The sequence below is a fragment of the Desulfobacter sp. genome (assembly GCA_028768525.1).
Lineage (GTDB): Bacteria > Desulfobacterota > Desulfobacteria > Desulfobacterales > Desulfobacteraceae > Desulfobacter.
Window position 1 is genome coordinate 5,032,137 of the sequence record CP054837.1, and the last position, 25,603, is coordinate 5,057,739.

Here is a 25,603-nt window from a genome sequence, read left to right on the forward strand (position 1 = left end):
CTTTTTAGGGGTAGGATAACAAGAATGGCATGGAGATACAAGTGGGATGAGGTGATTTCAAAGCAGGGCCGGCGACAGGTTGGCCGCCGGCCCAAAGGCCGTCAGGATCAATGCCTGATTTTGGCCAGTACCTCCGGTGTCGGCTTGGGCAGGCCCGCTATTTTCCAGGCCGTGACAGGATCGGGAAATTGTTCGTACTGGCAGGACTTGTCCTGCCCCAGGTTTTTGCACACGGCCCGGATAATGGGAAATGCCTCGAATTTATGGTAGTAGTCCCTGACATATTTTAGGATTTCCATGCGCTCGCTGCTAAGGGGACAGTCGTCGGATACCCCTTCAAGGCCGGCCAGGATGCATGCCACTTTTTCGTTCCAGGTGCCGGGATCTGCCAGGTAGCCGTCGGGATCCAGGTCCAGGTTGTGATTGGCTGATGTATCCATATTTTATCTCCTCGTATATAGATGTGGTGGAATTCGGGCCGGAAAGACCCGGTTTCCCTCTATATCAGGTAAGATAATGCCGATATAATAGAAGTAAATGCTTGCTTAGGCTAACAAGATGGTTAGAACCTTTCGATTAGCTTATTGATGATGAAGGTGCTTTCCCGCATGGCCTGTTCGCTGAAGGGACCGAACCACCTGGCCAGTTTATTGAACTCATCGATAAATCCGGCCTTGTCTTTTTTATCCAGCATATCGATGTGGCGGCTGAAGGAGTCAATGTATTCTTTGAGCAGGCTGAGGCGCTCGGGGGTGGCAAAGATGATCTCCGCGTAGAGGGAGGGATCCTGGGCGAAGAGCCGCCCCACCATTCCCAGTTCCAGCCGGTAGATGGGGCTGGAGAATTCCAGGGTCCGTTCCAGGGGAATCCGCCGGCGGTAGAGGAAATCCCCGAAGCAGAAGGTGGCAAAGTGGCGCAGGGCCTGGACGATTTCCATGACCTGGTCGTGCTCCTCTGCCGTTGCCGGCACAATGACGGCCCCCCATATGCCCAGCTGGTCACGTAGCCAGTTGCAGGCGGCGTCATCCCGGCCCGTGCAGGTCACCACGATCTGTTTGTCCAGGGAATCGGAGGTGGGGCCGAACAGGGGATGCAGCCCCATCACAGGTCCCTTGTGGGCCTTGCACATGGCGGAAACCGGCCCCTGCTTCACCGAGGTCAGGTCCGCCAGAATGGCATGGGAAGGAATCAGGGGGGCCAGGCTGTTGATCACCGTTTCGGTCTTTTCTATGGGCACCGACACCAGGACCAGGTCGATATCCCGGCATAGGTCGGCCGCATTATCCCAGTCTCCTCTGTCCAGAATCCTGACCTCATAACCGGACCGGACAAAGAGCCGGGCAAAAAGGCCGCCCATCTGTCCGCCGCCGCCCACCACAAGAATTTTGGCCTCGGGCCGGATGGATTTGAGTTCCATTTTCCGGGTCTGCTTGAGCCGGGACTGGCGCAGGATCACCCGGTACAGGTCTTCCATGAAATCCGGGTCCATGTCCGCCTTTACGGCCTGTGACCTGAGGCGCGAGAGCAGGTCTTCTTCACGGGCCGGGTGGTAGACGGGCATTTTATGGGCCTTTTTCAGGGCCACCACCTCTTCTACCTGTTCCTGGCGCCGGGCCAGCAGGGAAAGGATTTCTGAATCAATTCGGTCGATTTCATCCCTCAGTGGGGCGATTTTTTCAAAAAAAACAGTTTTTTCTTTATCCATTTATTTATATTCTTTTTCGATTTTAAGTCTTGTGCCCATTGGTCGCGCACTGCCCAAAAGTATCAATTTCAGAAATGATTGGCAATAAAATTGCCCTGGGGCCTGTCTTTTTTCTAGTTAAAGAATCAAAATACATTTGACAGCGATATGATTGCATGTAATATTATATTAAAAATTTAATACTGAAAAGATATGATATTATGGGTTCTCAAAACCGATGGCGCATCAGACTGAAAGTCTGGCTGGAAATAGACGGTCATCCTGTCATAGGGGAAGGCCGGCTGGCCATGCTTGCCGCCATAGACGAAAAAGGCTCCATCATTGATGCCGCCCGGCAATTGGATATCTCTTATCGCAGAATTCGCGGTGCCATTTCGGACATGGAAGCGTCCATGGGGACCTGCCTGGTGAAAACGCATCGGGGCGGCGTACAGGGCGGGGGCGCAAAATTGACTCCCCATGCCAGGGCGCTTGTTCAGAAATATATGAAGGTGGTCCGTGAATTTTCTGTAAATGGTGAATTCCGGAGCCCATCCGAAAATAATAAAAAACTGCCGCCGAATGGCAGAAACTGCCATTCGGTTTCCATGGGAGGATAAGAAGGGATGAGATCGTTTAAAGCATTGCTGGAAGCGTCTGCAAAGACCCATGGGCACCTGTGTGCCGGCCAGGTGATCGGTGTGAGAATGGCCATGCTCGGGTGCCGCCTGATCAGAATTGACGACCCCATGTCCGATGCGTTCAGAAAAAAAATAATGGTTTATGTTGAAATGGACCGGTGCGCCACCGATGCCATCAGCAGTGTGACCGGATGCCGGCTGGGGAGGCGAACCATGAAATTCAGGGATTTTGGTATCAATGCCGCCACCTTTGTCAACCTGGACACCCGTGATGCCTACCGTGTTGTCTCCACGGAGCGGTCCCGGGATCTGGTAAAACGGTATGCACCTGAGGAAGAGCACCACTACCGGCAGCAGATGCAGGGGTATAAAATAATGCCGGAAAATGAATTATTCGATGTTCAGCGGGTCTCTGTCCATTTGGGCCAATGGGAAATGCCCGGGCCACCGCGTTCCCACGCAACCTGTGCCCAATGCGGCCAGGTGGTCAGGGATGCAAGGGAGGTCCATGTAAATGGCGAAATCCTGTGCCGGATCTGCTCCGGAGAAGGCTATTTTCAGCCCCTGGCATCCGTTGCCGTATAGGCCCAAAATTAAAAATAATAATACCAATCCGGCAGAATTGTTATAAGATGGCCGGGGAAGGGAGGAGCCGGATGATTCAAGTCGTGAATGTCGAAGATGCGGTGGGGCGTGAATTGGCCCATGATATTACGGAAATCAGAGCGGGGGAGTTCAAGGGGCCTGCCTTCCATCGGGGACATATGCTGACCTGCCGCGACCTGGATCATCTGCGGCGGCTGGGCAAGGATCACCTTTATGTCATAACGCCGGAAAAAGACGAGATGCATGAAGACGAAGCTGCGGTGACCATGGCAGATGCGCTCTGCGGCGCGGGAGTGGCCTGGGACGAGGCCCCGAGGGAAGGCAAAATTTCCCTGAAGGCGGCCCGGGACGGGTTGCTCAAGGTGGATGTGGATGCCCTGGAACAATTCAATATGCTTGGGGTGGTGATGTGCGCCACCCGTCATTCCAACAGCATTGTAAAACAGGGGGATCAGGTGGGGGCCACCCGGGCCATTCCCCTTCTGATTCCCCGGGACCATGTATCCGCAGCGGTTTCCATTGCCAAAAGTGCCCGACAGTCCATTCTCCGGGTTCAACCCATGATGCGGGCCAAAGCCGGGGTGATGATAACCGGAAATGAAGTCTACCACGGCCGGATAAAGGATAAATTTGAACCCATTATCCGGAAAAAAGTGGCCGACCTCGGGGGAGAGGTGATGGCGGTGCGCTTTTTGCCCGATGATGACCGGATGATTGCCTCTGCCGCTGCCGGCATGGTGGAACAGGGCGCCAATGTATTGATCACCACAGGCGGGATGTCTGTGGATCCCGACGACCGTACCCGTTTCGGACTAAAGCAGGCCGGTGCCCGCAACATGGTGTACGGCACACCGGTGCTGCCCGGCGCCATGTTCATGGTTGCTTATCTTGACTGGGTGCCGGTCCTGGGCATCCCGGCCTGCGGATTGTTTGCCCCTACCACCATGTTCGACCTGATGTATCCCAGGATACTTGCCGGGGAAAAATTGTCGCGGTCGGATATCGCGGCTACCGGGCATGGGGGGCTCTGTCTCGGATGTAAAACCTGTACCTATCCCCGGTGCGGTTTCGGCAAATAGTCTCCGGGGGACGGCGGCCCGGGAGTGGTGCCGGCCGGCTGTATAGAACCTAAATAACGATTACCAACCGGGAGGATGAACTATGATATCATGGCTGCCCATGGGGTTTGAAGAGGCGCTGCGTATCACCGTGGACACGATTTCGCCTTTGGGCAAAGAAATGGTGCCCCTGGCAAGGAGCACGGGGCGGATTATCGCCGAAAATCTGATCTCGGGGATTAATTCTCCCTCCATCAATGCCTCCCTTAAGGATGGGTATGCCGTGGTGTCTGAGGACCTGGACACTGCCGGGCCGGATACGCCGGTTCAATTGGCCCTGGCCGGCACCGCTTCGGTGGCCGGCGGAGGGGCGCCGCCCCGTCTGGTTCCCGGTTCTGCCATGCGTATTTTAACGGGGGCACAGATTCCCGAGGGGGCCACGGCCGTGCTGGCCGAGGAGTTTGCATCCCTGTGCGGCAGCACCCTGAGCGCGGCCAATACGGCGGAGCCCGGCCGGAACATCATGCCCAAAGGCACCGACGTGGCCGAGGGGCAGTGCGTGGCGGAAAAGGGCTGCGCCATCACACCGGGCCGGGCCGGTATCATCGCGGCTTCCGGGTTCAGCGAAGTCCCCGTTTACAAAAAGCCCCGGGTGGCCATTATTTCCACCGGCGACGAGGTGGTGGCCCCGGGAAAGCCCCTTCCCCCTGGGAAATTATATGCAAGCAATATGGTCACCCTGGGCGCATTCTGCCGCAAATGGGGCATGGAACCGCACCTTGTCACAGTAAAGGACGACCCGGACAGAATCTGCAAGGCACTGGAGGCGGCCCTGGCATCCTCCGACGCGGTGATTACCAGCGGCGGTGCCTGGACCGGGGACAGGGATCTTGTCGCCAAGATTTTCAGTGACCTTGGGTGGAAGAAAGCCTTTCACCGTATCCGCATCGGTCCGGGCAAGGCCGTTGGCTTCGGTATGATCGCCGCCATTCCGGCATTTATTCTGCCCGGCGGCCCTCCGTCCAATCTCATGGGGTTTCTTCAGATTGCCCTTCCCGGCCTCCATGTGCTGTCGGGAAGACAGCAGGTGGGGCTGCCCGTGATGAAGGCCAGGATCTCTTCAGAAATACGCGGGCGGGCCAGGGATTGGACCCAGTTTATTTTCGGCGCCGCCACCCCGGACGAACAGGGGCTGCGGTTTGATTCCCTGGGGCAGCGGGCCCGCCTTCAGTCCATGGCAGACGCCACGGCCGTTGCCACGATTCCCGAAGGTAAAACCCGCCTTGCCAAAGGAGAGATTTCATCCATTCAGGTCTTGTCATTCTAATGCAGAGGTGTGCAAATGAACGCGTTGAATAAAAATTCTTTGACCGATGCCTACCAAAGACAGATAAATTATCTCCGGGTATCGGTTACGGATCAATGTAACCTTTCCTGCTGCTATTGCGCCCCTTTCAGACCCGGGCACGGGGGGACGCCTCTGCCGCCCAAAGATCGATTGATGTCATTTGATGAGATGCTTCGTCTGGTCAAAATCGGAGTTGACCTGGGGATATCCAAGGTGCGGCTGACCGGAGGCGAACCCCTGTGCCGCCGGGGCGTTACCCGGTTCATTGAAAAACTCTCCCGTATCCCCGGGATAAAGGATATTGGCTTGACCACCAACGGCATACTTCTGGAATCCATGGCCCGGGAATTGCGCGATGCCGGGTTGAACCGAATTAATGTCAGCCTGGACACCCTGGGGACGGCCCGGTTTAAGCAGATCACCGGTAAAGACGCCTGGCACAGGGTATGGGACGGAATCATGGCCGCACTGGCCCTGGGATTTTCCCCCGTCAAGATCAACACCGTGGTGATGAAAGGCGTCAACGACGATGAGGTGGTTGATATGGCCCGTTTAAGCCTTTTATATCCCCTGCATGTCCGCTTTATTGAATACATGCCCATTGGACCTGATCCCCGGACCATCAGGGGATATTTTATTTCCGGTACAGAACTGAAAAATAGAGTGGGGCAGCTGGGGAAACTGATTCCAATGGTCAGGGCGCCTTTTGACGGGCCTGCCCGACGGTTCAAGATCCAGGGGGCTCCCGGGGAGGTCGGTTTCATCAGTTCAATGAGCGATCATTTCTGCAGTCGGTGCAACCGGATGCGCCTGACCGCCACCGGCGCCCTGCGTCCCTGCCTGCTGGCCGACGATGAGGTCGAACTGGTCCGCCGGCTGCGGGAGGGGTGTTCTGATTCCCGGTTGCGGGAACTGTTTTTTAAGGCCTTGTCAATGAAGCAGGGTGCCCACGGGCTGGACTTTGAGGGACACGGCCTAAAGACCAAAATGGTTCAGATCGGGGGGTGACAAAGCTGCAGCAGCTCCCGGTGTTTTTCAGGTAGCGGGCTTTTCGACAGCGTTCCGAACCGGATGAAAGCCCGGCAATTAATATTCACCCGGGCCGCAGGTGGAACAATTTGCGGTCCCTAAATAAAAGCAGAGGTTTTTATGACGATGGTATCTGACCCTTATTCCGGGTTGCAATTGGTTGAGCTCAGCCATGAGTGGGGCCATGGCGTTCCTTCCTACCCCGGACAGGATGATGTGAGAATGGCCCGGGGCGTCAAGCACGCCCAGCACGGCGTACTGGCATGGAAGATTTCCACTGTAATGCATACGGGTACCCATATGAATGCCCCCATTCACATGGTGCAGCGTGCCGCAGACCTGGCAGATGTTCCGGTAGACCGTCTCTTTGGCAATGGTGTCATTTTATCCATTCCAAAGCAGCGCTTTGAGACCATAACGGCAGAGGATCTGGCATCGGCGTCCCCCGGGGTGAAGCAGGGGGATGTGGTGGTGATCCTCACCGGCTGGCACCATAAATACAGCGACAGCCTTGAATATTACGGAGAGTCTCCGGGGCTGACCAGGGACGCGGCCCAATGGCTGGTTGAAAAAGAGTGCCGGATGGTGGCTGTGGATACCCCCCAGGTGGACCACCCCCTGGCCACTTCCCTGGGGCCCCACCGGGGCGGCCCCCTGATGAACCGCCTGAAGGCGGCCTATGAAGAGAAGACAGGAAAAGACCCCAAAAAAGAGCATCCGGAATGGAATATCGCCCATAAGACCTTATTGGCGGCTGGAATCCCCACCATTGAGCAGGTGGGGGGGGATGTGGATACTCTGGCGGGGAAACGGGCGACCTTTGCGGCCACACCATGGAAATTCAAATATGGAGATGCCTGCCCGGTCCGGTTTGTTGCCATGATCGATCCTTCCGGAAACTGCCGCATCGATGCCGGCAGATGATCATCCGGGACCAATTTGCAAAACATACCTTTGAAAATAGACGGGGTAATAAAAAATGAGTCTTAAAATTTATAATCTAAGTCATGCCTTTCATCAGCATATGCCCGAGTGGCCCTCCACACCCGGGGTCAATGTAACGGTCAATAAATTCCACGCCAAGGACGGGGTATACCAGGTCAACTGGGAGGGGATCATGCACCGGTGCACCCATATGGATGCCCCCATCCATGTCACTGAGAACACACCCGGCATCTCCGATTATCCCCTGTGGCGCCTTTTCGGCACCGGGGTGGCCGTATCCATTCCCAAGGGGAAATGGGGGGTGATCACACCCGAGGACCTTGAAAAGGCCACGCCGGCCATTCAGGAAGGGGATATGGTGATGATCAATACCGGTTTCCACCATAAATGGGCGGACTGCGACGACTATTTTGCCTATGGATGCGGTATTTCCGGTGCCGGTGCCCAATGGCTGGTGGACAAGAAGGTCAAATGCGTGGGATACGGATGCCAGGCCAATGACCATCCCATTGCCACCAAACTGGTGGATCACGGCCTGGGTCCTTCCCAGCCCCATCTCATTAAAGAGTATAAGGAGGAGACCGGGCGGGACCCCAAAGAAGATTTTCCGGACTGGGAGCCGGCCCATAAAACCCTGATGGTCAAGGGGGGGATTCCCGGGATTGAAAACCTGGGCGGAGACCTTGACGAGGTCACCGGAAAACGATGCTTTTTCATGGCCTTTCCCTGGCGGTGGACCCGCGGTGACGGTTGCATTGTCCGGGTGCTGGCACTTGTGGACCCGGATCAAACCTTCCGATTTGAAACCGGACGGTAACCATATGGAAAGAGGCCCAAGGGCGGGGGGCCGGATGCCGCACCGGTTCACCCTGTATTTATCAATCGCGGCTGCCCCCTTTTTTTGCTTCTATCCAGCCGGAAGGTGCGGTAAATAAACATAATAAACAATTGATAATAAGCTGGAAAAAGCAAATGTTTTATGGTAGAAAATCCGGTGATGTAAGGTGTGCCACCCACTGAAAACGGGTTAAATTTAATAGTGATATGAAGTAAATTATGGAAAAGAACAATGGCGGTATAACTCTGCTTGTATGTAAAATGCAACATTATTTTACATACAAGCAGAATGCGCCATTAAGGGAAAAATAACATCGTGTATTGTACCGCAAACCAGCAGAGATGATTAAACTGAACTCCACCGGTTTTTATTAATACCCCGTAAAATTAACTTGCGTTGGGCAGAGGGAATGCAGGTGCGCCTTGTGTGATATGCACAAGCTTTTTGCCCGTGACAGGGCTTTTATCCCCCAATCCCGGCCCGGCAGTCTGCGGTGGGTTTGATCTCTATTTTGCCCTGAATGCATTGAGCAGGAGAATATAGATGGCTGAACAAAAGAATCTAACATTAAAGGTGTACAACAATATCAAGCAGATGATGCTCAACTATGATATTGTACCCGGCCAGCGGCTTGTATTCGTCGACCTGGCCAAAGAGCTGGGGGTCAGCAGGACTCCGGTGAACAACGCATTGTCCATACTTGCCAAGGAGGGGTATCTTGATTTTATCCCCAACCAGGGGTATTCCGTTCATAAACTGACCCAGGAAGAAGCCGAGGCGCTCTATGAAATACGGCTGATCCTTGATCTGGGAATCATCGAAAAAGCCATAAAACTGTCAACCCCCGAGGGATTACGTCATATTGAACTCAGGAAAAATGAATACGCCTCATCCGTGAAAAGCCGCATATACCGCCATATTTTCCTCCTTGATATGAATTTTCATTCCGCCATTGCCGAGATGGCCCAAAATATCTATTTCAAGGATATTTATACGGATATTTATCAGCGGATTTTTCTGCGCTTCCGGACGGAACACCTGGAGTCAAAACGGTTGTTTGAAATCGTTGATGAGCACGAGGGGCTTTATAATGCCATCAAAGCCAAAGATACCCGGAAGGCGAGAAAGCTGGTCAAAGAACACAGCGCAATGTCCAAAAAGAATCTTTTCCCCATCATTTTCAATCAGAATCCTTCCGATTTATCCTGATTTCGCGGGCCGGGCTTCACCAGCCCATGCACCAGCCCGGTGGTAAAAAAAACTGCCATTGGCATGAAGAGGCCTTCATGCCAATGGCAGCGTTGGTTTAACCCGGGCGCGGGGGGTTAGAGGGACATGGGAATATCACCCAGGCTCAGGTCCTTATCGGTGATAATACCCTCGATGGTCTTTTTTGCCCCGTTCTTTTTAATGTCCAGGGTAAAGGTCCGGTTATCCCCAAGCTTGCGGAACCAGAAATCACCGAAATTATCGGTGACGGCGGTGAAGGTTTCCCCGCTGTCAGCATCGGTAAGGGAACAGGCGGCGCCGATGATCACCTCTTTTTCCACAGGATCGTACACCGTGCCCGCCACAAATTTTCTGGGCAGGTTTTTATAATAGACCCTGGATTGGGTCCCGGCCTCGGGGTTCAGGAACTCCGCGTCCTTGATGAAGTCTGAAAAATCGGATTCCTCCCCGAACCTCAGGGCGTCGGTGGGGCACTGGTCCACGCATCTGGGGACCTCCCACTCATCGTCGTTGTCCAGAAGATGGCTACACCCGGTGCATTTCTGGGCGATATTCAGGTTTTCATTGAAATAAATGGCATCATGGGGGCAGGTATCCTTGCACAGCTTGCAGCCGGTGCATTTATCCGGATGGATGAGAACCAGGCCGTCGCTGCGCTTTTCAATGGCGTCATATGCACACTGCTCGATACAGGGGGCATCGTCGCAGTGGTGGCACATTTTAGGGATATAGGTCACCTTCACCTTGGGCACCTGGCCCCGCACCAGCTCGGTGATCCCGATCCAGAACTGCCCGGTGTCGGGCTGGGGCTTGGCATAGGGGCTCCAGTCGTTGGCCACATGCTCGTCCTTGCAGGCAATCTGGCAGCAGTAGCAGCCGTTGCAGACGGATAAATCCAGATAAAAGGCTTTCATTATTTGTCACCTCCTTCAATCCATGCATCAAATCTCAATCCGGCCGCAGGGTCGTATTCCCGGTCAAAGGCTTCGGGGTAATCCCTGCGCCACTGGTCCATTTCCTCGCCCTTCAGCCGTTCCACCTGCACCAGGTAGCCGCTGGTGGCCTGTCCCACGCAGTTTTCCGAGGTGATGCCGGCCGGGGAGATGGTGTTGATGGCACCGCCCCGTTCCACTTCGCCAGTGATGATGGGGTCATGGCGGGCCCCATGGTCGATGTAGACCACGCCGGGCCGCAGCCGTTCCGTGACATAGGCGCCGGCAAGGACGATCCCCCGTTCGTTGAATATTTTAACAATATCCCCGTTTTTAATGCCCCTTTCTTGTGCCGTTGAGGTATGGAGCCACAGGGGTTCGTACTTGTAGCCGTCGGGGCCGGTGACCTTGCAGGTGGGCGCCTCCCTTGTCCAGGTGATGTCGTCGCACTGGGAATGAACCCGCCAGCGGCCGTGGTTGGACATGAGCAGGAGGGGGAACATCTTGGCCCGGTGGCTGGAGAGGCGTTCGTCGTGCATGGCGCTTTTTTCAATCCATTTGGGAACCGGGGGCCGCTCCTTGTCATGGGGGAAGTTCTTGGCCAGGGCCTCTGAGTAGAATTCCAGCTTGCCCGAGGGGGTGGGCAGGGGATTGGCCTCGGGATTCTTGGCAAAGAGTTCAAATCCGGCGGGATCCTCTTCCCAGTTTTCGGCGGTGTTGTACATCCAGTATTTCTTTTCCTGGAGATCTTCCCAGGGGACCAGCTCTTCTCCGCCCATGTAGCCCCAGATCTTTTTCTGCATATCCTTCACGCTCTGGCCGCCGGTGACCTCTTCCTCGTATCCTAGCTTTTTGGCGATTTCCACCACGATTTCAAAATCACTCTTGGATTCGCCGATGGGTTCAATGGCCTTGTCCGCGATCATCATATTCGGCTGCTGGGTGCCCTGGCGGATATTGGTCAGAAAATCATCCACCTCCATATAGGTATTGGCCGGCAGAATGATGTCCGCGTAGATGCAGTCGTTTTCCAGCCAGGGATGCTGGGCCACGATGGTCTCGATCTTGGGGTTTCTCATGGCCAGCTGGGTCTCGTTGCCCCCGTTCCAGCAGGTGATCCGGCAGGGGGTGTCCGTCCACATCATGTGGATTTCAGTCCCGCCTTCATCCTTGGGAATGGGATAGGTGTATTCGTTGAACTGGTCCAGGGCCAGGGCTTCGATGGCGCCGGTACCGTGGAAGGTGATGGGCTCGTCGGATTCAATGGCTTTGTGGATCAGTGTTTTGGGAATCACCTGCTCCTGCCAGGCCGTCACCGAAGACATCACCGGTATGGAAAGGCGCTCTTCGATTTCCGGATTCCAGAAAAAGGTGCCGCCCAGGCCTTCTTTCCGGGGCATCCCGAAATAGGTGAGCTGGTGGTGGTGGACACCGGGCTTGCCCAGTCCCTGCATGCCCAGGAGGATGACCTCAAGGCGGGCATTTTCATGGGAGAAGGGACCGCGGATGAAACCGCCCCCGAAATAGTGGGCGATGGAGGTGACCTTGGCGGCAAATTCCCGGGCCAGGGCCTTGATGGTCCATTCGGGAACCCCGCATTTTTTGGATGCCCATTCCGCATTTTTGGGCACCCCGTCCTCGTCCCCCAGCACATATTCGCTGAATTGCTCAAAGCCCACCACATGGGTGTCCACATATTCCTTGTCGTAAAGTTTTTCGGTGATCCAGGTGTAGGCAATGGCCAGCTGCAGGGCGGCGTCGGTATTGGGCAGCACCGGGATCCACTTGTCGGCGTGGACCGCCGCCCCGTAGTTGAGGTCCGGACAGATATAGACCTGTTTGATGCCCACCTCGGCCCAGAAATAACAGAGCCGGGAGGCAAACTGGCCGGTAAAGCCCCAGGGGGTGGTTTCCGGGTCGCATCCCCAGAAGAGTACCTGTTCGGCATGTTTGGTGGTATCGTTGACGATGTTGGCCGCCGGCCACATATTGCCCTGGACCCCCTGGCCCCAGACATGCTTGGCCCCCCAGTACCAGCCTTCCCAGGAATCGGGGTTCCTCACCTGGATGGTGAAGCCGCCCATATTGTCCAGGAGGGTGCCGGAATGGCCGTGGGGGGTGTTGATGGTCTTGCATTCGCCGTGGCCGTCCCCCTGCATGAGGATGGCGTTGTACCCGTATGTGTCATGGATGCGGGTGATTTCCGATGCAATGATATCCGTGGCCTCTTCCCAGGAGATACGCACATATTTGCTCTTTCCACGGTTCTGGGGATTCCGTTCCCCCTTGGGATCCCAGTCCACCCGTTTCATGGGGTACTTGATCCGGTTGGGGGAATAGACCCGCTTTTTATAGGCCAGGGAAAAGGGGCCGGGCAGGGATTTCCAGGAGGGCGATATGGTTTTGCCGTTCCGCTCCATTGTCCATTGCCGGACTTCTTCTTTTTTGTACTTCCAGCCGTACCGCATGGGGCGGATGCGAACGATTTTGCCGTCTTTGACATCAATCATTCCCTCGGCGCCGCCGCCGAAGAAACCACCGAGGCCAAGGCTGCGCAAAACGGTTTTATCCTTGGTCTTGATTTCCGCCATCTTGAAAACCTCCTTTATAAAAGAACATCGTTATAAGGAAAAACGAATGGTTTATGATAATGGGGCCTGCCTTTCTCTTATAAATGGAAAAAAGGGAATGTCAAGCACTTTTTACATGCAATATAGCATTCTATTTTGAATGGCAAATAAAACACATGTCGTGGGAATCTTTAAAATACCTTGTAAATAAAGGGGATTCTCCGGAGAGGCGGCCATATAAAAATAAGGTTTTAAAGAAAAAAGAAAAAAAAACTTGTGTTCTACAAAATTGCATGTAATATTTTATGAAAACTGTGATGGCATGATAAAAATCTTATAGTAGTCATAAAAAAACTGAGCATCATTGGATTGCATCACACCCGGGCGGGTAAGATGCCAAGAAATAAACGATGGATACCGGGAAAGCCGGGAGGTTAATGATGACAGAACAAGTTTTTACCAATTGCACCAATGCAGGTCCCGTCAGTGTCTATGTCAAAGACGGCAAGGTTCAGCGGATCCGGCCGCTGGTCGCGGATGAAAAGGATTTTAAACCCTGGGTGATCGAGGCGGGTGGAGAAAAATATTCGCCCCGCAAAAAATTCCATATCGCCCCCTACGTCCACGGTGAACGGCGCCGCCTCTATTCCGACGAGCGTATCAAGTACCCCATGAAGCGGGTGGATTTCGATCCCGACGGAGAGCGCAATCCACAGAACCGGGGAAAATCCGCCTACGAACGGATTTCCTGGGACGAGGCCATTGATATCATCGCCAAAGAGATCTCCAGAGTAAAAGATACCTACGGCGGATCCGCCATCAGCGGCATGACCTCCTCCCATCACAACTGGGGGATTGTGGGCTACAAAATGGGGCCCTTTGCCCGGTTCATGAACATGCTTGAATTCACGCCGGTCCTGGACAACCCCGACTCCTGGGAGGGGTGGCACTGGGGCGCCACCCATACCTACGGCTTTTACTGGCGCCTGGGCATGCCAGAACCCTATGATATGCTGGGGGACGCCCTCCAGAATGCGGAAATGATCGTATTCTGGTCCAATGACCCCGACTCCACCCGGGGCACCTATACGGGACAGGATTCGGCCATGTGGCGGACCTGGCTCAAGGAAAAAGGGGTGGAGATGATCGTCATCGATCCCTTTCACAATTTTACGGCCGCCGCCATGGACTGCAAGTGGCTGGCCCCCCGCATGGGCACGGACACGGCCCTGGCCATGGCTATCGCCCATGTATGGATCACCGAAGACCTTTACGATAAGGAATATGTAAAGAACAGGACCATCGGTTTTGACGAATTCAAGCCCTATGTGATGGGGGAAACCGACGGCACCCCCAAATCCCCTGAATGGGCCGAGGCAGAATCGGGGATCAAGGCCCGGGTGATCCGGACCCTGGCCCGGAAATGGGCGGCCAAGCGGACCATCCTCTCCGGGGGCTCCCGGGGGGGCGAAGGCGGGGCCTGCCGGACCGCATTCGGCACGGAGTGGGCCAGGATGATGGTCCTGCTCCAGGCCATGCAAGGGCTGGGCAAGCCGGGCCGCAGCATCTGGGGCACCACCATGGGCGCCCCCTCTGACGTGGATATCTGGTTCCCGGCCTATGCCGACCTTGAAGGCCGGGTCTCCACCACCAGCATCGCCAACAAGCTGCCGGGCAACCCCACCAAACAGCGGCTCTGGCGGCTGACCCTGCCCGACGCCGTCCTCGATCCCCCGGTGAGCTGGTACGGCGAGGGGTTCTGCGGCCAGTCCCTGGACCAGCAGTTCAAGCACTTTGAGTATCCCATGGAAGGCTACTCGGAAATCAAGATGTTCTATAGATACGGCGGCTCATTCATGGGCACCATGAGCGACACCTCCAAGTGGGTCCGCATGTACCAGAGCCCCAAGCTTGAATTCGTCATCAACCAGGATTGCTGGTATAACAGCGAAACCCGGATGGCGGATATCATCCTGCCGGCCTGCACCAATTTCGAGCGGGACGACGTGGGGGAATGGGGGGCCTGCGGCGGCTACACCTGCCATGCCAGCTCCGGCTGCAACTTTCGGATCGTGGTCCGCCAGCAAAAATGTCTGGAACCCATGTGGGAGTCCAAATCCGATTTCGAGATCTTTACCCTCATCGCAGACAAGCTGGGGAAAAAAGAGGAATTCACCGACGGAAAGACGGAGCTTGAATGGGTAAAGGCCTTTTTCGACCATTCAGACCTGCCAAAGGTGGTGGACTGGGAGACCTTTAACAAAAAGGGGTACCACATCATCAATATCAAGGAGGACTACAAGCCCACCCCGGCCCTGAGATGGTTTGCCGAAGGACGGGAATGCGACACCCCGGACCCCAACAATAAAAAAAGGGGAACGGACAAGGCCGATGAACTGGGCACCTATTCGGGGAAAATCGAGTTTGCCTCCGAGAGTCTCCGCCAGCACTTCCCCGACGACGAGGAACGGCCGGTTTCCCCCAAATATATCCCAAGCTTTGAGGGGCACCGGTCAGACATCTTTAAAAAATATTCCCTCCAGCTGCTCAGCCCCCATCCCAGATTTTCCTTCCACTGCCATTATGACAAGCACACGGACTGGCTGGACGACATCCCCGTCCACCGCATTAAAAAAGACGGGTATGCCTGGTGGCCGGCAAGGATCCATCCGTCGGATGCCGCGGCAAGGGACATTAAAAACGGGGATATTGTCAGGCTTTACAACGACAGGGGCGGGGTGCTCTGCTGCGCCGTGGTCACTGAACGGGTGAAGCCCGGGGTGATCCACAGCTATGCATCCTCGGCCAAATATGATCCCCTGATCCCGGGGGATGCAGATGCCCCGGACAAGGGGGGATGTGTGAATATCCTGACGCCGTCACGGATGGTTTCCCAGAATGCACCGGGCATGACGCCCAATTCCTGCCTCATTGAAATTGAAAAGTGGGAGGGTTAAGAAAATGGCACGAAAAGGTATATTAATCGACGTCAACAGATGTACGGGCTGCTACAATTGCTTTCTGGCCTGCCGGGACGAGCATTTCGGAAACGACTACCTGCCCCTGTCAGCGGCCCAGCCCCTGAACGGACAGTTCTGGATGCAGATCAAGGAGATCGAACGGGGCAAATTCCCCCAGCCCAAACTCTCCTATATCCCCGTGCCCTGCATGCAGTGCCGGGAGGCCCCCTGTATTGCGGCGGCCAAGGACAATGCCGTCTACCGCCGGGAGGATGGGGTGGTGGTCATTGATCCGGAAAAGATAGAAGGCCAGAAAGAGGTGGTCAATGCCTGTCCCTACCGGGCCATTTTCTGGAATGAGGAAAAGCAGATCGCCCAGAAATGCACCCTCTGCGCCCATAGACTTGACCAAGGGGAAAAGGAGCCCCGCTGTGTGGAATCCTGTCCCACCGGCGCCATGTATTTCGGGGACCTGGACGACGAATCCAGTGACATTTCCCTTGCGGCAAAGGCACTGGATGCCGCCGCTTTTCACCCGGAATTCGGCACCGGCCCTTCGGTGCTTTACGCCGGTATTCCCAAAAAATTCCTTGCCGGCGAAGTGGTGCTGGCCGGCAGCGAAGGGGAGTGCGCCGCCGGGGTCAGGCTGACCCTTGAAGGCAACGGGGAAAAACGGGAAGGGGTTTCCGACGATTACGGTGATTTTGAATTTGAGGGCCTTGAAAAGGATGCATCCTATACCCTCACCGTTGAAAAAGAGGGGTATGGGACCTATACCACCGAAATTTTCACCCGTACCGATGTCAACCTGGGAGAAATCCTCATGGCAAAGGAGGCATAAAATGATCAGTGTTAAAGATGCCAAGGGCATCCCCTATGAGGCAGCCAAGCATTCAGGCGTATACGGAATTCAAAAACTTACCGAAGAAGACTCCCAGCGGATAACGGTGTGTTATTCCTATTTTCAGCCCGACGGGGGGGCCGAGATGTGCCCCTCGCCCAAGGAACGGGTCTATTACGTCACCAAGGGCAGTATCACCGTCAACGGAAAGGACGGGGAATCCCATGTGATCGACGAGGGGGGGATGATCTACATCGCCCCCGGCGAGGAGCGGGATATGGTCATCAACAACGGAAAGCCCGCTGAAGTCCTCGTGTTCATCGTAACCCCCTGATTCCTCCAGGGCAAAAAGGGAATGGGAAAGGACGTATCTTATAAAATACATGTAATTTTATATGTTAATTTTACATAAAGGGTCATCAATAGAAAGGCGGATATTATGAAAGATTTTTTTAAACTGGATGGAAAAATCGCCATCGTCACCGGCGGTGCCGGGGGCATCGGCAAAGCCCTGGCCCTGGGACTGGGCATCCACGGCGCCAATGTGGTGGTCGCGAGCCGCAACCAGAACGCCATTGAGGAAGTGGCCGCTCAGATTACAAAGGAATCGGGAAAGGAGGCCATTGCCATCTCCTGCGACGTCACCAGTGAAGAGAGCATGAATGCATTGGTGGACAAGGTAAAGGAAAAATACGGCCGCATCGACATCCTGGTCAATGCCATGGGCATGAACATCAAGCACGATGCCTTTGAATACCCCATAGAAGACTGGGACCGGCTCTTTGACGTCAATGTCAAAGGGACCATGATTGCCTGCAAGGCCGCAGGAAGGGTGATGCGGGAGCAGAAGGAAGGTTCCGTCATCAACCTTTCTTCGGTTCGGGGGATCAGGGGATATACCGGGGGCAATTCCGGGTATTGCGCCACCAAGGGCGCCGTTGAGCTGATCACCAAGGCCCTGGCCCTGGAATGGGCGCCCCTGGGCATCCGTGTGAACGCCATCGGTCCGGCGCTGATCATCACTCCGGGCACCAAGCATATTGCCGAAAATCCGGAACTGGCCAAGAAGTATGCCTCCGCCGTTCCCATGGGACGGATCGGGCTTCCAGAGGACCTGGCCGGGGCCTGTGTATACCTGGCATCGGCGGCTTCCGGATTTGTTTCCGGGCAGACCCTCTATGTGGACGGCGGGCTCACCGCCCAGTAACCCAAGCCTGTGTGTAAAGGAGAACCCATGACTGGACCGGAAATAATCAAATCAGCAAGAGCGGAAAAAAGGACGGTGCTCACCGAGATTGAAGCCAAAACCATCCTGGGTGAAATCGGCATAAATTGCACCCCGACCATACTTGCATCCTCCAAAGAACAGGCCGTGGCAACAAGCCATGAAATCGGCTATCCGGTGGTATTGAAGATTTCTTCCAAGGATATCACCCATAAGAGCGACGCCGGCGGGGTCAAGGTCAATCTGGCAAACAAAGGGGAAGTGGAACAGGCCTGGGATGAAATCATGGCCTCCTGCCGGGGGGCATACCCCGATGCCGACATCGAAGGGGTGGCGGTTCAGGCCATGGCCGAGATGGGAACCGAGGTCATCATGGGGATGATCAAGGACCCCAGCTTCGGCCCTGTGGTCATGTTCGGCCTGGGCGGTGTACTGGTGGAGGTGCTCAAGGACGTTTCCTTCCGTATCGTCCCCATCGATAAAAACGACGCCGTTGAGATGTGCGGGGAAATAAAGGGTAAAAAACTGCTGGAGGGCTATAGGGGACAGGATCCGGCAGATGTGGCCTGCCTCCAGGATATGCTGGTGACGCTCTCGGATTTCGTGGACAGGACACCCGGGATTGAAGAGATCGATATGAATCCGGTCTTTGCCTATAAAGCGGGGGCCGCAGTGGTGGATGCTAGGATCATTCTTTCGGCCGAGTAAGGTGCCGGCCGCGGACAGAACCGATCAACACCAGAGAGCCAAACAGCAGAACGCCAAATACCTGAGAGCAAAGAAAAGGAAGGATAGAGGGCAATGATAGAATTATTTTTCAAACCGAAATCGGTAGCAGTCATCGGCGCCAGCGGCACCCCTGGGAAATTGGGGTATGTCATTGTAAAAAATATTCTGGACAGCGATTTTGCCGGGGACGTCTATCCGGTGAACCCCAAATCAGACGAGATCCTGGGATATAAGGTCTACCGGTCTGTCACAGAAATCCCCGGTGATGTGGACCTGGTGGTCACCGCCCTGCCCACGCCGAAACTGACGGTGGCCACCATGGAAGCGTGTGCCCAGAAAGGGGTGAAGGCCGTGATCATCGAGTCCGCCGGTTTTGCCGAAATGGGGGGGGAGGGCAAGGTCTTCCAGCAGCAGATCGTGGATATTGCCAGAGAAAACAATATCAGGGTGATGGGCCCCAATTGCTCGGGGATTGTCTCCAGGAACATCGTCACCTCCATCTACCCCATGACCAAAAAGGTCCCCGACGGCAATGTGGTGCTCATCGGCCAGTCCGGGCTGCTGGCCGCCGGCATGGCCTCGGATATCGTTGAAAACGAGAGTCTGAATATCAGCCACGTCTGCTCATTCGGCAACAAATGCGACCTCAATGAAAATGATCTGCTGGAATACTTCGGCAACGAGGATGATGTGGACGTGATCTCCATGTACCTGGAGACGGTTTCAGACGGCAGGAACCTGACCCGGATCGCCAAAAAGGCGGCGGCCAAGAAGCCGGTGATCTTCCTCAGCGGCGGGCGGACCGAGGCCGGGGCCAAGGCGGCCATGAGCCATACGGGCAGTATCGCCAGCAACGCCAAGATCGTGGAAGCCGCCGTCAAACAGACCGGAATGATCATGGCCGATGATTTTACGGAACTCAAGGATTTTGCCAAGGTCTTTTCCACCCAGCCCCTGCCCAGGGGGAACCGTGTGGCCGTCATCACCCTGGCCGGAAGCGTGGGGGTCAATGTCTCGGACCTCTGTGCCGCCCACGGCCTGGAACTGCCCAAGCTCACCCCTGAAACCACGGAAAAGCTAAAGGATATGTTCGACACCCCCGTGGGCAATCCCGTGGACCTCTATTATTCGGTGACCAAAATCGGGTTTACAAAGACCCTGGAAACCACCTTCCCCGATGCCTTCAGGGATCCCAACATTGACGCGGCCGTGGTGATTCTGGCCGGTTTCAAATATACCCAGGAAGCCGTCCAGAAAAAGATCATCCAAAAAATCGTCCGGGAAGTGGGCAAGCCCGTGGTGGTCTGCATGATCGTTGGATACAACAAGTATAAAAACGTCATCATGGACGAAATGGGCAAAGAGCTGCCGGTCTTCCCCTCTCTGATTTCCGGGGTAAAGGCGCTGAGCAAACTCTGCCAGTACGGTATGCGCAAACAATCATCCTAAACGAATTTAATCTCATTACGGGGGGAAACGCCCATGGGTTACGAAAATATTATTCTCGAAAAAGAAGATAAGATTGCCGTCATTACCTTTAACCGGCCCCAGGCCATGAATGCCCTGAATATACAGACACGGGCGGAATTTGCCGAGGCCGCCAGGGATGTGGAGGAAGACGATGCCGTAAAGGTGCTCATCCTCACCGGCTCGGGAAAAGCCTTTGTGGCCGGTTCGGACATCAAGGAATTCCATGCCACCACCTCCTTTGCCGCCCACAATATCGTCCGCCTGGGTTCCATTGTGGAAAATTTGAGTAAACCGGTCATCGCCGCGGTGAACGGCTTCTGCCTGGGCGGGGGCTGCGAGATTGCCATGGCCTGTGACCTCATTGTCGCCTCTGAAAAGGCGAAGTTCGGTCAGCCGGAGATCAATCTGGGCATTATCCCGGGGGGCGGGGGCACCCAGCGCCTCCAGCGCCTCATCGGGGTCTGCCGGGCCAAGGAACTTATTTTCACAGGCGATATCATCCGTGCCGACGAGGCGGACCGGATCGGGCTGGTCAACCGGGTGGTGGGAATGGATGAGCTGATGCCCGCAGCCAAGGAGATCGCGGCTAAAATCGCCAAAAAGAGCCCGGCAGCCCTGAAACTGGCCAAACAGGCCATCAACAAGGGGATGCAGACCAGCCTCAGGGACGGGCTTGACTATGAATATGAAATGTATGCCCTGTCCCTGTCCCTGGAGGATAAAACCGAAGGGGTCAATGCATTCCTTGAAAAACGGGCACCCAAGTTTACCGGCCGGTAAGGTTTGCAGGGCCCGGCGGTGGAGCTGTCATCAGGCATTTTTAATTAACCATATTAAACTAACCATAGGTCAGCGAGGAATAAGAAAATGGAAAACATGGCAAATAAGGTCGCCCGGATTCCAAATTTAGTGGACTGGTCCACAGGCGAAGTGAGATTGATGAGTGCGAAATGCGCCTCCTGCGGCACTTACTTTTTTCCCAGGGAGCATTACCAGCACCGCCCCGGCTGTTCAAGGGAGGGCGTGGAAAATGTCCTGCTGCCCGGCAAGGGAAAACTGGCCAGCTATACGGTCCAATATTATCCCTGCCCCGCCCCCTTTAGAACCGATAAGAAGATCACCCCCTACGGCATCGGCCTGGTGGAATTTGAAGCGGAAAAAATCCAGATCACCGGCATCATCACCGAGACCGACCTGAAATCCCTTAAGGTGGGGATGGAAATGGAAACCACGGTGCTTGACCTCTATGTCAATGAGGAAAAGCAGGAAGTGGTCACCTGGGCCTTTAAAGCGGTTCTATAACCTTTTAATACGACAACCATAATAAGGGATAATCACCATGAGAGATGTATATATTATTGGAACCGGGATACACCCGTGGATGGGGTTTTCCGAGCAGGTATTCGCCGATTTCGCAGCCGTTGCCGTTGACGGTGCCTTAAAAGATGCAAATATCGAATGGCAGAAGATCCAGGCCATCATGGCCGGTATCTTTATCTACGGCGGCAATGCCGGCCACCTTTCCGGCCAGTACCTGGAAAGTATTTTCGGGGAAACCGGGGTCCCCGTGGTCAACGTGTACAACGCCTGCGCCACCGGCTCCGCCTCCATCAGAATGGCCTACAATTCTGTGGCCGCCGGCGAAACCGATACGGCCCTTGCCTTTGGCGCCGATGTCTCCCCCAAGGGATTTCTGACGGCAAAATCCGACAATGCGGTCCAGGACAGGGATGTGATCCGGTGGAAGATGGGCGGGATGCCCAACCCCATTTACTGGGCCCTTGAATGCCGGAAACGGATGGAAAAATACGACACCACCGAAGAGGACCTGGCCAGGGTCAAGGTGCTCATGAGCGAGTACGGGTCCAAGAATCCCGATGCCCGGTTTAAAAAGGCCTATACCATGGAAGAGGTCCTCAACTCCGTCTATGTCTGCGATCCCCTGAGGCTGTACGAGATCTGCCCGGTGAGCACCGGCGCCGCCGCTGTTATTGTTACCGCAGACAAGGAATTGATCGCCAAGGCCGACAATCCGGTGAAGATCAACGCCACCACCATGGGGAGCGCCATTTACGGGGATCCCACCATCCGTATTTCAGCACTCTCCTGCCCGGCCGTTGCCGAGGCGCCCATGCTGAGTGAAAGCTACTCCGCCTCCCGCCAGGCCTATGAAAAGGCCGGGGTCGGCCCCGAGGATATCGATGTGCTGGAACTGCCGGACAACAGCTCCTGGCATTACCTGGTCTATCTGGAGACCTGCGGTTTCTGCGGCGAGGGTGAAGCCGATAAGATGCTGCGGGACGGCGAGACCCGGATCGACGGAAAACTGGCCGTCAATCCCAGCGGGGGATTTTCTTCCCACGGGGAGGCCCTTTCAGCCCAGGCACTCTGGCAGGTGATCGAATGTGCAAGCCAGCTTCGGGGACGATGCGGCGAGCGGCAGGTGGAGAACCCCAAGGTGGCCATGGCCCAGACCTATGGCCTGATGGGCAACAGCGGGACCACCATCCTTTCAGTATAGCAGCTTTGGCCTTCCTTTTGCCGGAGGGCCCATATTGGCGTCCACTCCTTTGTGATGCAGACAACTTAGGGGCAGGCCAAGAACCATCAAGAGAATGAAAGAAAAGTTTAATTGAAAAGGAGACCGTCATGAAAAAAGTGATCATCGTTTTTACCCTGCTCCTTTTTGCAGCGACATTGAGTATTGCCAAACCCATTACCCTGAGGTTTGCCCACCAGAATCCGGCCACGGGGTTGAGCTCCATCAATTGCGTGGATCCCTGGCTCAATAAAATAGAGGAGGTCACCGGGAACAGGGTCAAGATCCAGCGGTATTACGGCCAGACCCTGTCCAAGGGCAAGGACATCTGGAATGCCACCAAAATGGGCATCGCGGATATCGGCTGGTGCTTCCACGGCTACTGGCCCGGCATGACGCCTCTGTCCGACGTTATCAGCCTGCCCGGTCTTCCCTTTAAAACAGCGGAAGAGGGGAGTGCCATTCTGTGGAAACTCTACGATAAGTTCCCGGAGATCCAGAAAGAGTACAAGGATGTAAAAGTGCTCTTGTTCTATACCAGCGATCCCTACACCCTGATTACCGTGAACAAGCCGGTGAAGACCCTTGAAGACCTTAAAGGAATGAAGATACGGATGACCGGTGGTCCCCCCACTGATATGGTCCGGGCCCTGGGCGGCACCCCCATGCTTATTCCCATGCCCGACAACTACCTGTCCATGCAGAAAGGCGTCATCGACGGAATGGGCGCCCCCTGGGAGGCCATCAATGTATGGCGGTTCTATGAAGTGGCCAAATACTATACGGAAGTGCCTTTTCCTGCCGTTTATTTTTCCATTTCCATGAACAAGCGTAAATGGGACAGCCTGCCCAAGGATATCCAGGATGCCATCGCAACGGTCTCCGGGGAATACGGGTCCAGATACTGGGGCCGCAACTTTTTCGACCGGATGAAAACCGCTGGCATGGAAAAGGTCAAGGCTGGCGGAGACGGCGGCAATATCTTTACACTGAGCGACCAGGAACGGTCCCGGTGGCTGGAGAAGGGGGGGAAACCCATCTGGGATAAATGGGTGGAGAAAATGGAAAAACAGGGCCATGCCAATGCCCGCCATATCCTTGATTTCGTACTGAACGGGGGACAATAGGGTGGGGCTGGAAAAAACCATTGCCGCTGTATCCACCGCCCTGAAATGGACCGGTTCCCTGTTCCTGGCGATGATGATGTTTTTGACGGCCCTGGATGTGGCCTGCCGCTATATGCTTAATGCCCCCATTGCCGGTGCCCTGGAACTGGTGGAGTACATGATGGCGGTGCTGATTCCATTCAGTGTCGCCTATTGCGCATACTGCCGCGCCCATGTGTCCGTGGAATTCATCATGGAAAAATTCCCCCGCAGGGTGAGAAAGGCGGTTTATATCCCCGTATCCCTGGTTTCCCTGGCCTTTCTCGGGGTGATTACCTGGCAGACCTGCCTCTATGTGGTGGAAACCTTTGAATCCAAACTGACCTCTTCGGTGCTCCTCATTGCCACCTATCCCTTTGTGATTCCCATTGCCCTGGGCATGGGGGCGTTTACACTGATCCTGCTGCATGACCTTTTGACAGGTGGTCCAGTGGAATGGAGGGTTAAAGAATGAATCCGGTCACCATCGGCGTTATCGGCATCTGCGTGCTGATTGTCCTGATTCTGCTTCGTATGCATATCGGCATCTGCATGGGCCTTGTGGGGTTCCTGGGGTTTGCCTGGATCGCAGGGGTTGATGTGGCCATGGGGGTATTGAAGACGGTTCCCTACACCACCTTTGCCAACCAGGGGATGAGTGTGATCCCGCTGTTCATCCTCATGGGGGCCTTTGCCTTTACCGCGGGCATGAGCGAGGATCTGTACCGGGCGGTGCATAAGCTCTTCGGCAGCCTGCGGGGGGGACTTGCCATGGCCACGGTGGCGGCCTGTGCCTGTTTTGCCGCCATCAGCGGCTCCAGTTTGGCCACGGCGGCCACCCTGGGCCGGGTGGCCATGCCTGAAATGGAAAAGTATAAGTATGATTCCGCCCTGGCCACCGGCTCCATCGCCGCCGGCGGGAGTATCGGCATCCTGATTCCCCCCAGCGTGATTCTTATTATTTATGGAATTTTAACGGAGCAATCCATTGCCAAGCTGTTCCTGGCCGGTTTTATTCCCGGCATTCTTGAGGCATTGTTCTATATCATCACCATCTTGATCCTCACCCGGATGAAACCGGAACTGGGGCCGCCGGGCCCCCGGACCACCCTGACCGATAAGTTCTTGGCCCTGCTGAAAACCTGGGAAGTCATCGTGCTCTTCCTGCTGGTCATCGGCGGGATCTATCTGGGGGTGTTCACTCCCACTGAAGCCGCAGGGATCGGTGCCTTCTGCACCTTTTTGTTTTCCCTGTTCCGTAAAAAGATGACCTGGGCGAAATTCACCGGCAGCCTGGCCGAAACCATGCAGACTGCGGGCATGCTCTTTCTCATCGTGCTGGGCGCCATGATACTGGGATACTTTTTTTCCATCACCCGCCTGCCCTACGAATTGTCTTCTGCGGTTTCCGCACTGCCCGTGAACCGGTACGTCATCGTGGTGCTCATTCTTGCGGTGGTGCTGGTTCTGGGATGCCTGATGGATTCCCTGGCCATTGTGCTGCTCACGGTGCCGGTATTCTATCCCCTGGTCATTGACCTGGGGTTCAATCCCATATGGTTCGGCATCCTCATGGTAAGGGTGACTGAGATGGGATTGATCACCCCGCCGGTGGGGCTGAATGTCTTTATCATCAAGGGCATTACCAATGTGCCGATGGAAACGGTTTTCAAAGGGGTTTTCCCCTTTCTGGTAGCGGATTTCTGTCAGATTGTGCTGATGATCATCTTTCCCCAGATCGTTTTGTTTCTCCCCGATCTGATGAAGGTCTGACAGAGGAAAATAATACATTTAATCAGGGGCTGCGTCACAT

Annotated in this window: 24 protein-coding genes; 20 read left to right on the forward strand and 4 right to left on the reverse strand. The window is 55.2% G+C overall.

The genetic code is table 11. The features are described 5' to 3' along the window. Positions 1 to 107 precede the first annotated feature (107 nt). Positions 108 to 440, reverse strand: coding sequence for a TusE/DsrC/DsvC family sulfur relay protein (locus tag HUN04_22125; protein ID WDP92271.1), 333 nt, complete (start codon positions 438 to 440; stop codon positions 108 to 110). Between the two features lie 122 nt (positions 441 to 562). Further along, complete coding sequence (tyrA, locus tag HUN04_22130) at positions 563 to 1,705, reverse strand: bifunctional chorismate mutase/prephenate dehydrogenase (GenBank protein WDP92272.1); 1,143 nt, start codon at positions 1,703 to 1,705, stop codon at positions 563 to 565. A 200-nt stretch (positions 1,706 to 1,905) separates the two neighbouring features. Here tyrA and HUN04_22135 point away from each other — a divergent pair, with 200 nt between their 5' ends. From HUN04_22135 to HUN04_22170, 8 genes are all read left to right on the forward strand, one after another. Then, positions 1,906 to 2,304 (forward strand): LysR family transcriptional regulator, encoded by a 399-nt coding sequence (locus HUN04_22135; protein ID WDP92273.1) that lies wholly within the window; start codon positions 1,906 to 1,908, stop codon positions 2,302 to 2,304. A 6-nt stretch (positions 2,305 to 2,310) separates the two neighbouring features. Then, on the forward strand, positions 2,311 to 2,910 hold the full coding sequence (locus tag HUN04_22140) for a formylmethanofuran dehydrogenase (protein WDP92274.1): 600 nt from the start codon (positions 2,311 to 2,313) through the stop codon (positions 2,908 to 2,910). A gap of 71 nt (positions 2,911 to 2,981) precedes the next feature. Then, positions 2,982 to 4,010 carry a molybdopterin-binding protein gene (locus HUN04_22145; protein ID WDP92275.1) on the forward strand — a complete coding sequence of 343 codons (1,029 nt, stop codon included), beginning with the start codon at positions 2,982 to 2,984 and terminating at the stop codon, positions 4,008 to 4,010. 82 nt (positions 4,011 to 4,092) lie between these two features. Beyond that, the gene (locus tag HUN04_22150; GenBank protein WDP92276.1) at positions 4,093 to 5,316 is read left to right on the forward strand and encodes a molybdopterin molybdotransferase MoeA; all 1,224 of its coding nucleotides are present in this window, start codon (positions 4,093 to 4,095) and stop codon (positions 5,314 to 5,316) included. Between the two features lie 39 nt (positions 5,317 to 5,355). Continuing rightward, complete coding sequence (moaA, locus tag HUN04_22155; protein ID WDP93370.1) at positions 5,356 to 6,345, forward strand: GTP 3',8-cyclase MoaA; 990 nt, start codon at positions 5,356 to 5,358, stop codon at positions 6,343 to 6,345. A 141-nt stretch (positions 6,346 to 6,486) separates the two neighbouring features. Next, positions 6,487 to 7,290, forward strand: a complete 804-nt coding sequence (locus tag HUN04_22160) for a cyclase family protein (GenBank protein ID WDP92277.1) — start codon at positions 6,487 to 6,489, stop codon at positions 7,288 to 7,290. A 55-nt stretch (positions 7,291 to 7,345) separates the two neighbouring features. Beyond that, complete coding sequence (locus tag HUN04_22165) at positions 7,346 to 8,128, forward strand: cyclase family protein (GenBank protein WDP92278.1); 783 nt, start codon at positions 7,346 to 7,348, stop codon at positions 8,126 to 8,128. 564 nt (positions 8,129 to 8,692) lie between these two features. After that, positions 8,693 to 9,358 (forward strand): GntR family transcriptional regulator, encoded by a 666-nt coding sequence (locus HUN04_22170; protein ID WDP92279.1) that lies wholly within the window; start codon positions 8,693 to 8,695, stop codon positions 9,356 to 9,358. Positions 9,359 to 9,474: 116 nt separating this feature from the next. Here the strand turns inward: HUN04_22170 and HUN04_22175 are convergent, their stop codons facing one another. Then, positions 9,475 to 10,293 carry a 4Fe-4S binding protein gene (locus HUN04_22175; GenBank protein ID WDP92280.1) on the reverse strand — a complete coding sequence of 273 codons (819 nt, stop codon included), beginning with the start codon at positions 10,291 to 10,293 and terminating at the stop codon, positions 9,475 to 9,477. After that, positions 10,293 to 12,902, reverse strand: a complete 2,610-nt coding sequence (locus HUN04_22180; protein WDP92281.1) for a molybdopterin-dependent oxidoreductase — start codon at positions 12,900 to 12,902, stop codon at positions 10,293 to 10,295. Before HUN04_22180 ends, HUN04_22175 begins: the two co-directional genes overlap by 1 nt. Before the next feature lie 416 nt (positions 12,903 to 13,318). Between HUN04_22180 and HUN04_22185 the strand changes: the two genes are divergently transcribed. The 12 genes from HUN04_22185 to HUN04_22240 all read left to right on the forward strand — a co-directional run bounded on the left by HUN04_22185 (position 13,319) and on the right by HUN04_22240 (position 25,563). Further along, positions 13,319 to 15,838, forward strand: coding sequence for a molybdopterin-dependent oxidoreductase (locus HUN04_22185; GenBank protein ID WDP92282.1), 2,520 nt, complete (start codon positions 13,319 to 13,321; stop codon positions 15,836 to 15,838). A 4-nt stretch (positions 15,839 to 15,842) separates the two neighbouring features. Further along, complete coding sequence (locus tag HUN04_22190; GenBank protein WDP92283.1) at positions 15,843 to 16,682, forward strand: carboxypeptidase regulatory-like domain-containing protein; 840 nt, start codon at positions 15,843 to 15,845, stop codon at positions 16,680 to 16,682. Between the two features lies 1 nt (position 16,683). Further along, positions 16,684 to 17,016 (forward strand): cupin domain-containing protein, encoded by a 333-nt coding sequence (locus tag HUN04_22195; protein ID WDP92284.1) that lies wholly within the window; start codon positions 16,684 to 16,686, stop codon positions 17,014 to 17,016. 105 nt (positions 17,017 to 17,121) lie between these two features. Next, positions 17,122 to 17,889: a glucose 1-dehydrogenase gene (locus tag HUN04_22200; protein WDP92285.1), complete on the forward strand. Its 768-nt coding sequence runs from the start codon at positions 17,122 to 17,124 to the stop codon at positions 17,887 to 17,889. 27 nt (positions 17,890 to 17,916) lie between these two features. Beyond that, the gene (locus tag HUN04_22205) at positions 17,917 to 18,615 is read left to right on the forward strand and encodes an acetate--CoA ligase family protein (GenBank protein ID WDP92286.1); all 699 of its coding nucleotides are present in this window, start codon (positions 17,917 to 17,919) and stop codon (positions 18,613 to 18,615) included. A gap of 93 nt (positions 18,616 to 18,708) precedes the next feature. Next, a complete protein-coding gene (locus HUN04_22210) occupies positions 18,709 to 20,085 on the forward strand; it encodes a CoA-binding protein (GenBank protein WDP92287.1) in 1,377 nt (458 codons plus the stop codon). 33 nt (positions 20,086 to 20,118) lie between these two features. Further along, positions 20,119 to 20,886 carry an enoyl-CoA hydratase/isomerase family protein gene (locus HUN04_22215; protein WDP92288.1) on the forward strand — a complete coding sequence of 256 codons (768 nt, stop codon included), beginning with the start codon at positions 20,119 to 20,121 and terminating at the stop codon, positions 20,884 to 20,886. A gap of 87 nt (positions 20,887 to 20,973) precedes the next feature. After that, complete coding sequence (locus tag HUN04_22220; protein ID WDP92289.1) at positions 20,974 to 21,408, forward strand: OB-fold domain-containing protein; 435 nt, start codon at positions 20,974 to 20,976, stop codon at positions 21,406 to 21,408. Between the two features lie 37 nt (positions 21,409 to 21,445). Continuing rightward, positions 21,446 to 22,627, forward strand: a complete 1,182-nt coding sequence (locus HUN04_22225; GenBank protein WDP92290.1) for a hypothetical protein — start codon at positions 21,446 to 21,448, stop codon at positions 22,625 to 22,627. Between the two features lie 128 nt (positions 22,628 to 22,755). Next, a complete protein-coding gene (locus HUN04_22230) occupies positions 22,756 to 23,772 on the forward strand; it encodes a TRAP transporter substrate-binding protein (protein ID WDP92291.1) in 1,017 nt (338 codons plus the stop codon). Between the two features lies 1 nt (position 23,773). Next, positions 23,774 to 24,265: a TRAP transporter small permease gene (locus tag HUN04_22235; protein ID WDP92292.1), complete on the forward strand. Its 492-nt coding sequence runs from the start codon at positions 23,774 to 23,776 to the stop codon at positions 24,263 to 24,265. Beyond that, positions 24,262 to 25,563 (forward strand): TRAP transporter large permease, encoded by a 1,302-nt coding sequence (locus HUN04_22240; protein ID WDP92293.1) that lies wholly within the window; start codon positions 24,262 to 24,264, stop codon positions 25,561 to 25,563. Before HUN04_22235 ends, HUN04_22240 begins: the two co-directional genes overlap by 4 nt. Positions 25,564 to 25,603 lie beyond the last annotated feature (40 nt).

What these genes read in the sequence shown, in the direction of transcription:
- HUN04_22125 (WDP92271.1), bottom strand. Translation starts at nt 440, where the DNA reads ATGGATACATCAGCCAATCACAACCTGGACCTGGATCCCGACGGCTAC.
- tyrA (WDP92272.1), bottom strand. Translation starts at nt 1,705, where the DNA reads ATGGATAAAGAAAAAACTGTTTTTTTTGAAAAAATCGCCCCACTGAGG.
- HUN04_22135 (WDP92273.1), top strand. Translation starts at nt 1,906, where the DNA reads ATGGGTTCTCAAAACCGATGGCGCATCAGACTGAAAGTCTGGCTGGAA.
- HUN04_22140 (WDP92274.1), top strand. Translation starts at nt 2,311, where the DNA reads ATGAGATCGTTTAAAGCATTGCTGGAAGCGTCTGCAAAGACCCATGGG.
- HUN04_22145 (WDP92275.1), top strand. Translation starts at nt 2,982, where the DNA reads ATGATTCAAGTCGTGAATGTCGAAGATGCGGTGGGGCGTGAATTGGCC.
- HUN04_22150 (WDP92276.1), top strand. Translation starts at nt 4,093, where the DNA reads ATGATATCATGGCTGCCCATGGGGTTTGAAGAGGCGCTGCGTATCACC.
- HUN04_22160 (WDP92277.1), top strand. Translation starts at nt 6,487, where the DNA reads ATGACGATGGTATCTGACCCTTATTCCGGGTTGCAATTGGTTGAGCTC.
- HUN04_22165 (WDP92278.1), top strand. Translation starts at nt 7,346, where the DNA reads ATGAGTCTTAAAATTTATAATCTAAGTCATGCCTTTCATCAGCATATG.
- HUN04_22170 (WDP92279.1), top strand. Translation starts at nt 8,693, where the DNA reads ATGGCTGAACAAAAGAATCTAACATTAAAGGTGTACAACAATATCAAG.
- HUN04_22175 (WDP92280.1), bottom strand. Translation starts at nt 10,293, where the DNA reads ATGAAAGCCTTTTATCTGGATTTATCCGTCTGCAACGGCTGCTACTGC.
- HUN04_22180 (WDP92281.1), bottom strand. Translation starts at nt 12,902, where the DNA reads ATGGCGGAAATCAAGACCAAGGATAAAACCGTTTTGCGCAGCCTTGGC.
- HUN04_22185 (WDP92282.1), top strand. Translation starts at nt 13,319, where the DNA reads ATGATGACAGAACAAGTTTTTACCAATTGCACCAATGCAGGTCCCGTC.
- HUN04_22190 (WDP92283.1), top strand. Translation starts at nt 15,843, where the DNA reads ATGGCACGAAAAGGTATATTAATCGACGTCAACAGATGTACGGGCTGC.
- HUN04_22195 (WDP92284.1), top strand. Translation starts at nt 16,684, where the DNA reads ATGATCAGTGTTAAAGATGCCAAGGGCATCCCCTATGAGGCAGCCAAG.
- HUN04_22200 (WDP92285.1), top strand. Translation starts at nt 17,122, where the DNA reads ATGAAAGATTTTTTTAAACTGGATGGAAAAATCGCCATCGTCACCGGC.
- HUN04_22205 (WDP92286.1), top strand. Translation starts at nt 17,917, where the DNA reads ATGACTGGACCGGAAATAATCAAATCAGCAAGAGCGGAAAAAAGGACG.
- HUN04_22210 (WDP92287.1), top strand. Translation starts at nt 18,709, where the DNA reads ATGATAGAATTATTTTTCAAACCGAAATCGGTAGCAGTCATCGGCGCC.
- HUN04_22215 (WDP92288.1), top strand. Translation starts at nt 20,119, where the DNA reads ATGGGTTACGAAAATATTATTCTCGAAAAAGAAGATAAGATTGCCGTC.
- HUN04_22220 (WDP92289.1), top strand. Translation starts at nt 20,974, where the DNA reads ATGGAAAACATGGCAAATAAGGTCGCCCGGATTCCAAATTTAGTGGAC.
- HUN04_22225 (WDP92290.1), top strand. Translation starts at nt 21,446, where the DNA reads ATGAGAGATGTATATATTATTGGAACCGGGATACACCCGTGGATGGGG.
- HUN04_22230 (WDP92291.1), top strand. Translation starts at nt 22,756, where the DNA reads ATGAAAAAAGTGATCATCGTTTTTACCCTGCTCCTTTTTGCAGCGACA.
- HUN04_22240 (WDP92293.1), top strand. Translation starts at nt 24,262, where the DNA reads ATGAATCCGGTCACCATCGGCGTTATCGGCATCTGCGTGCTGATTGTC.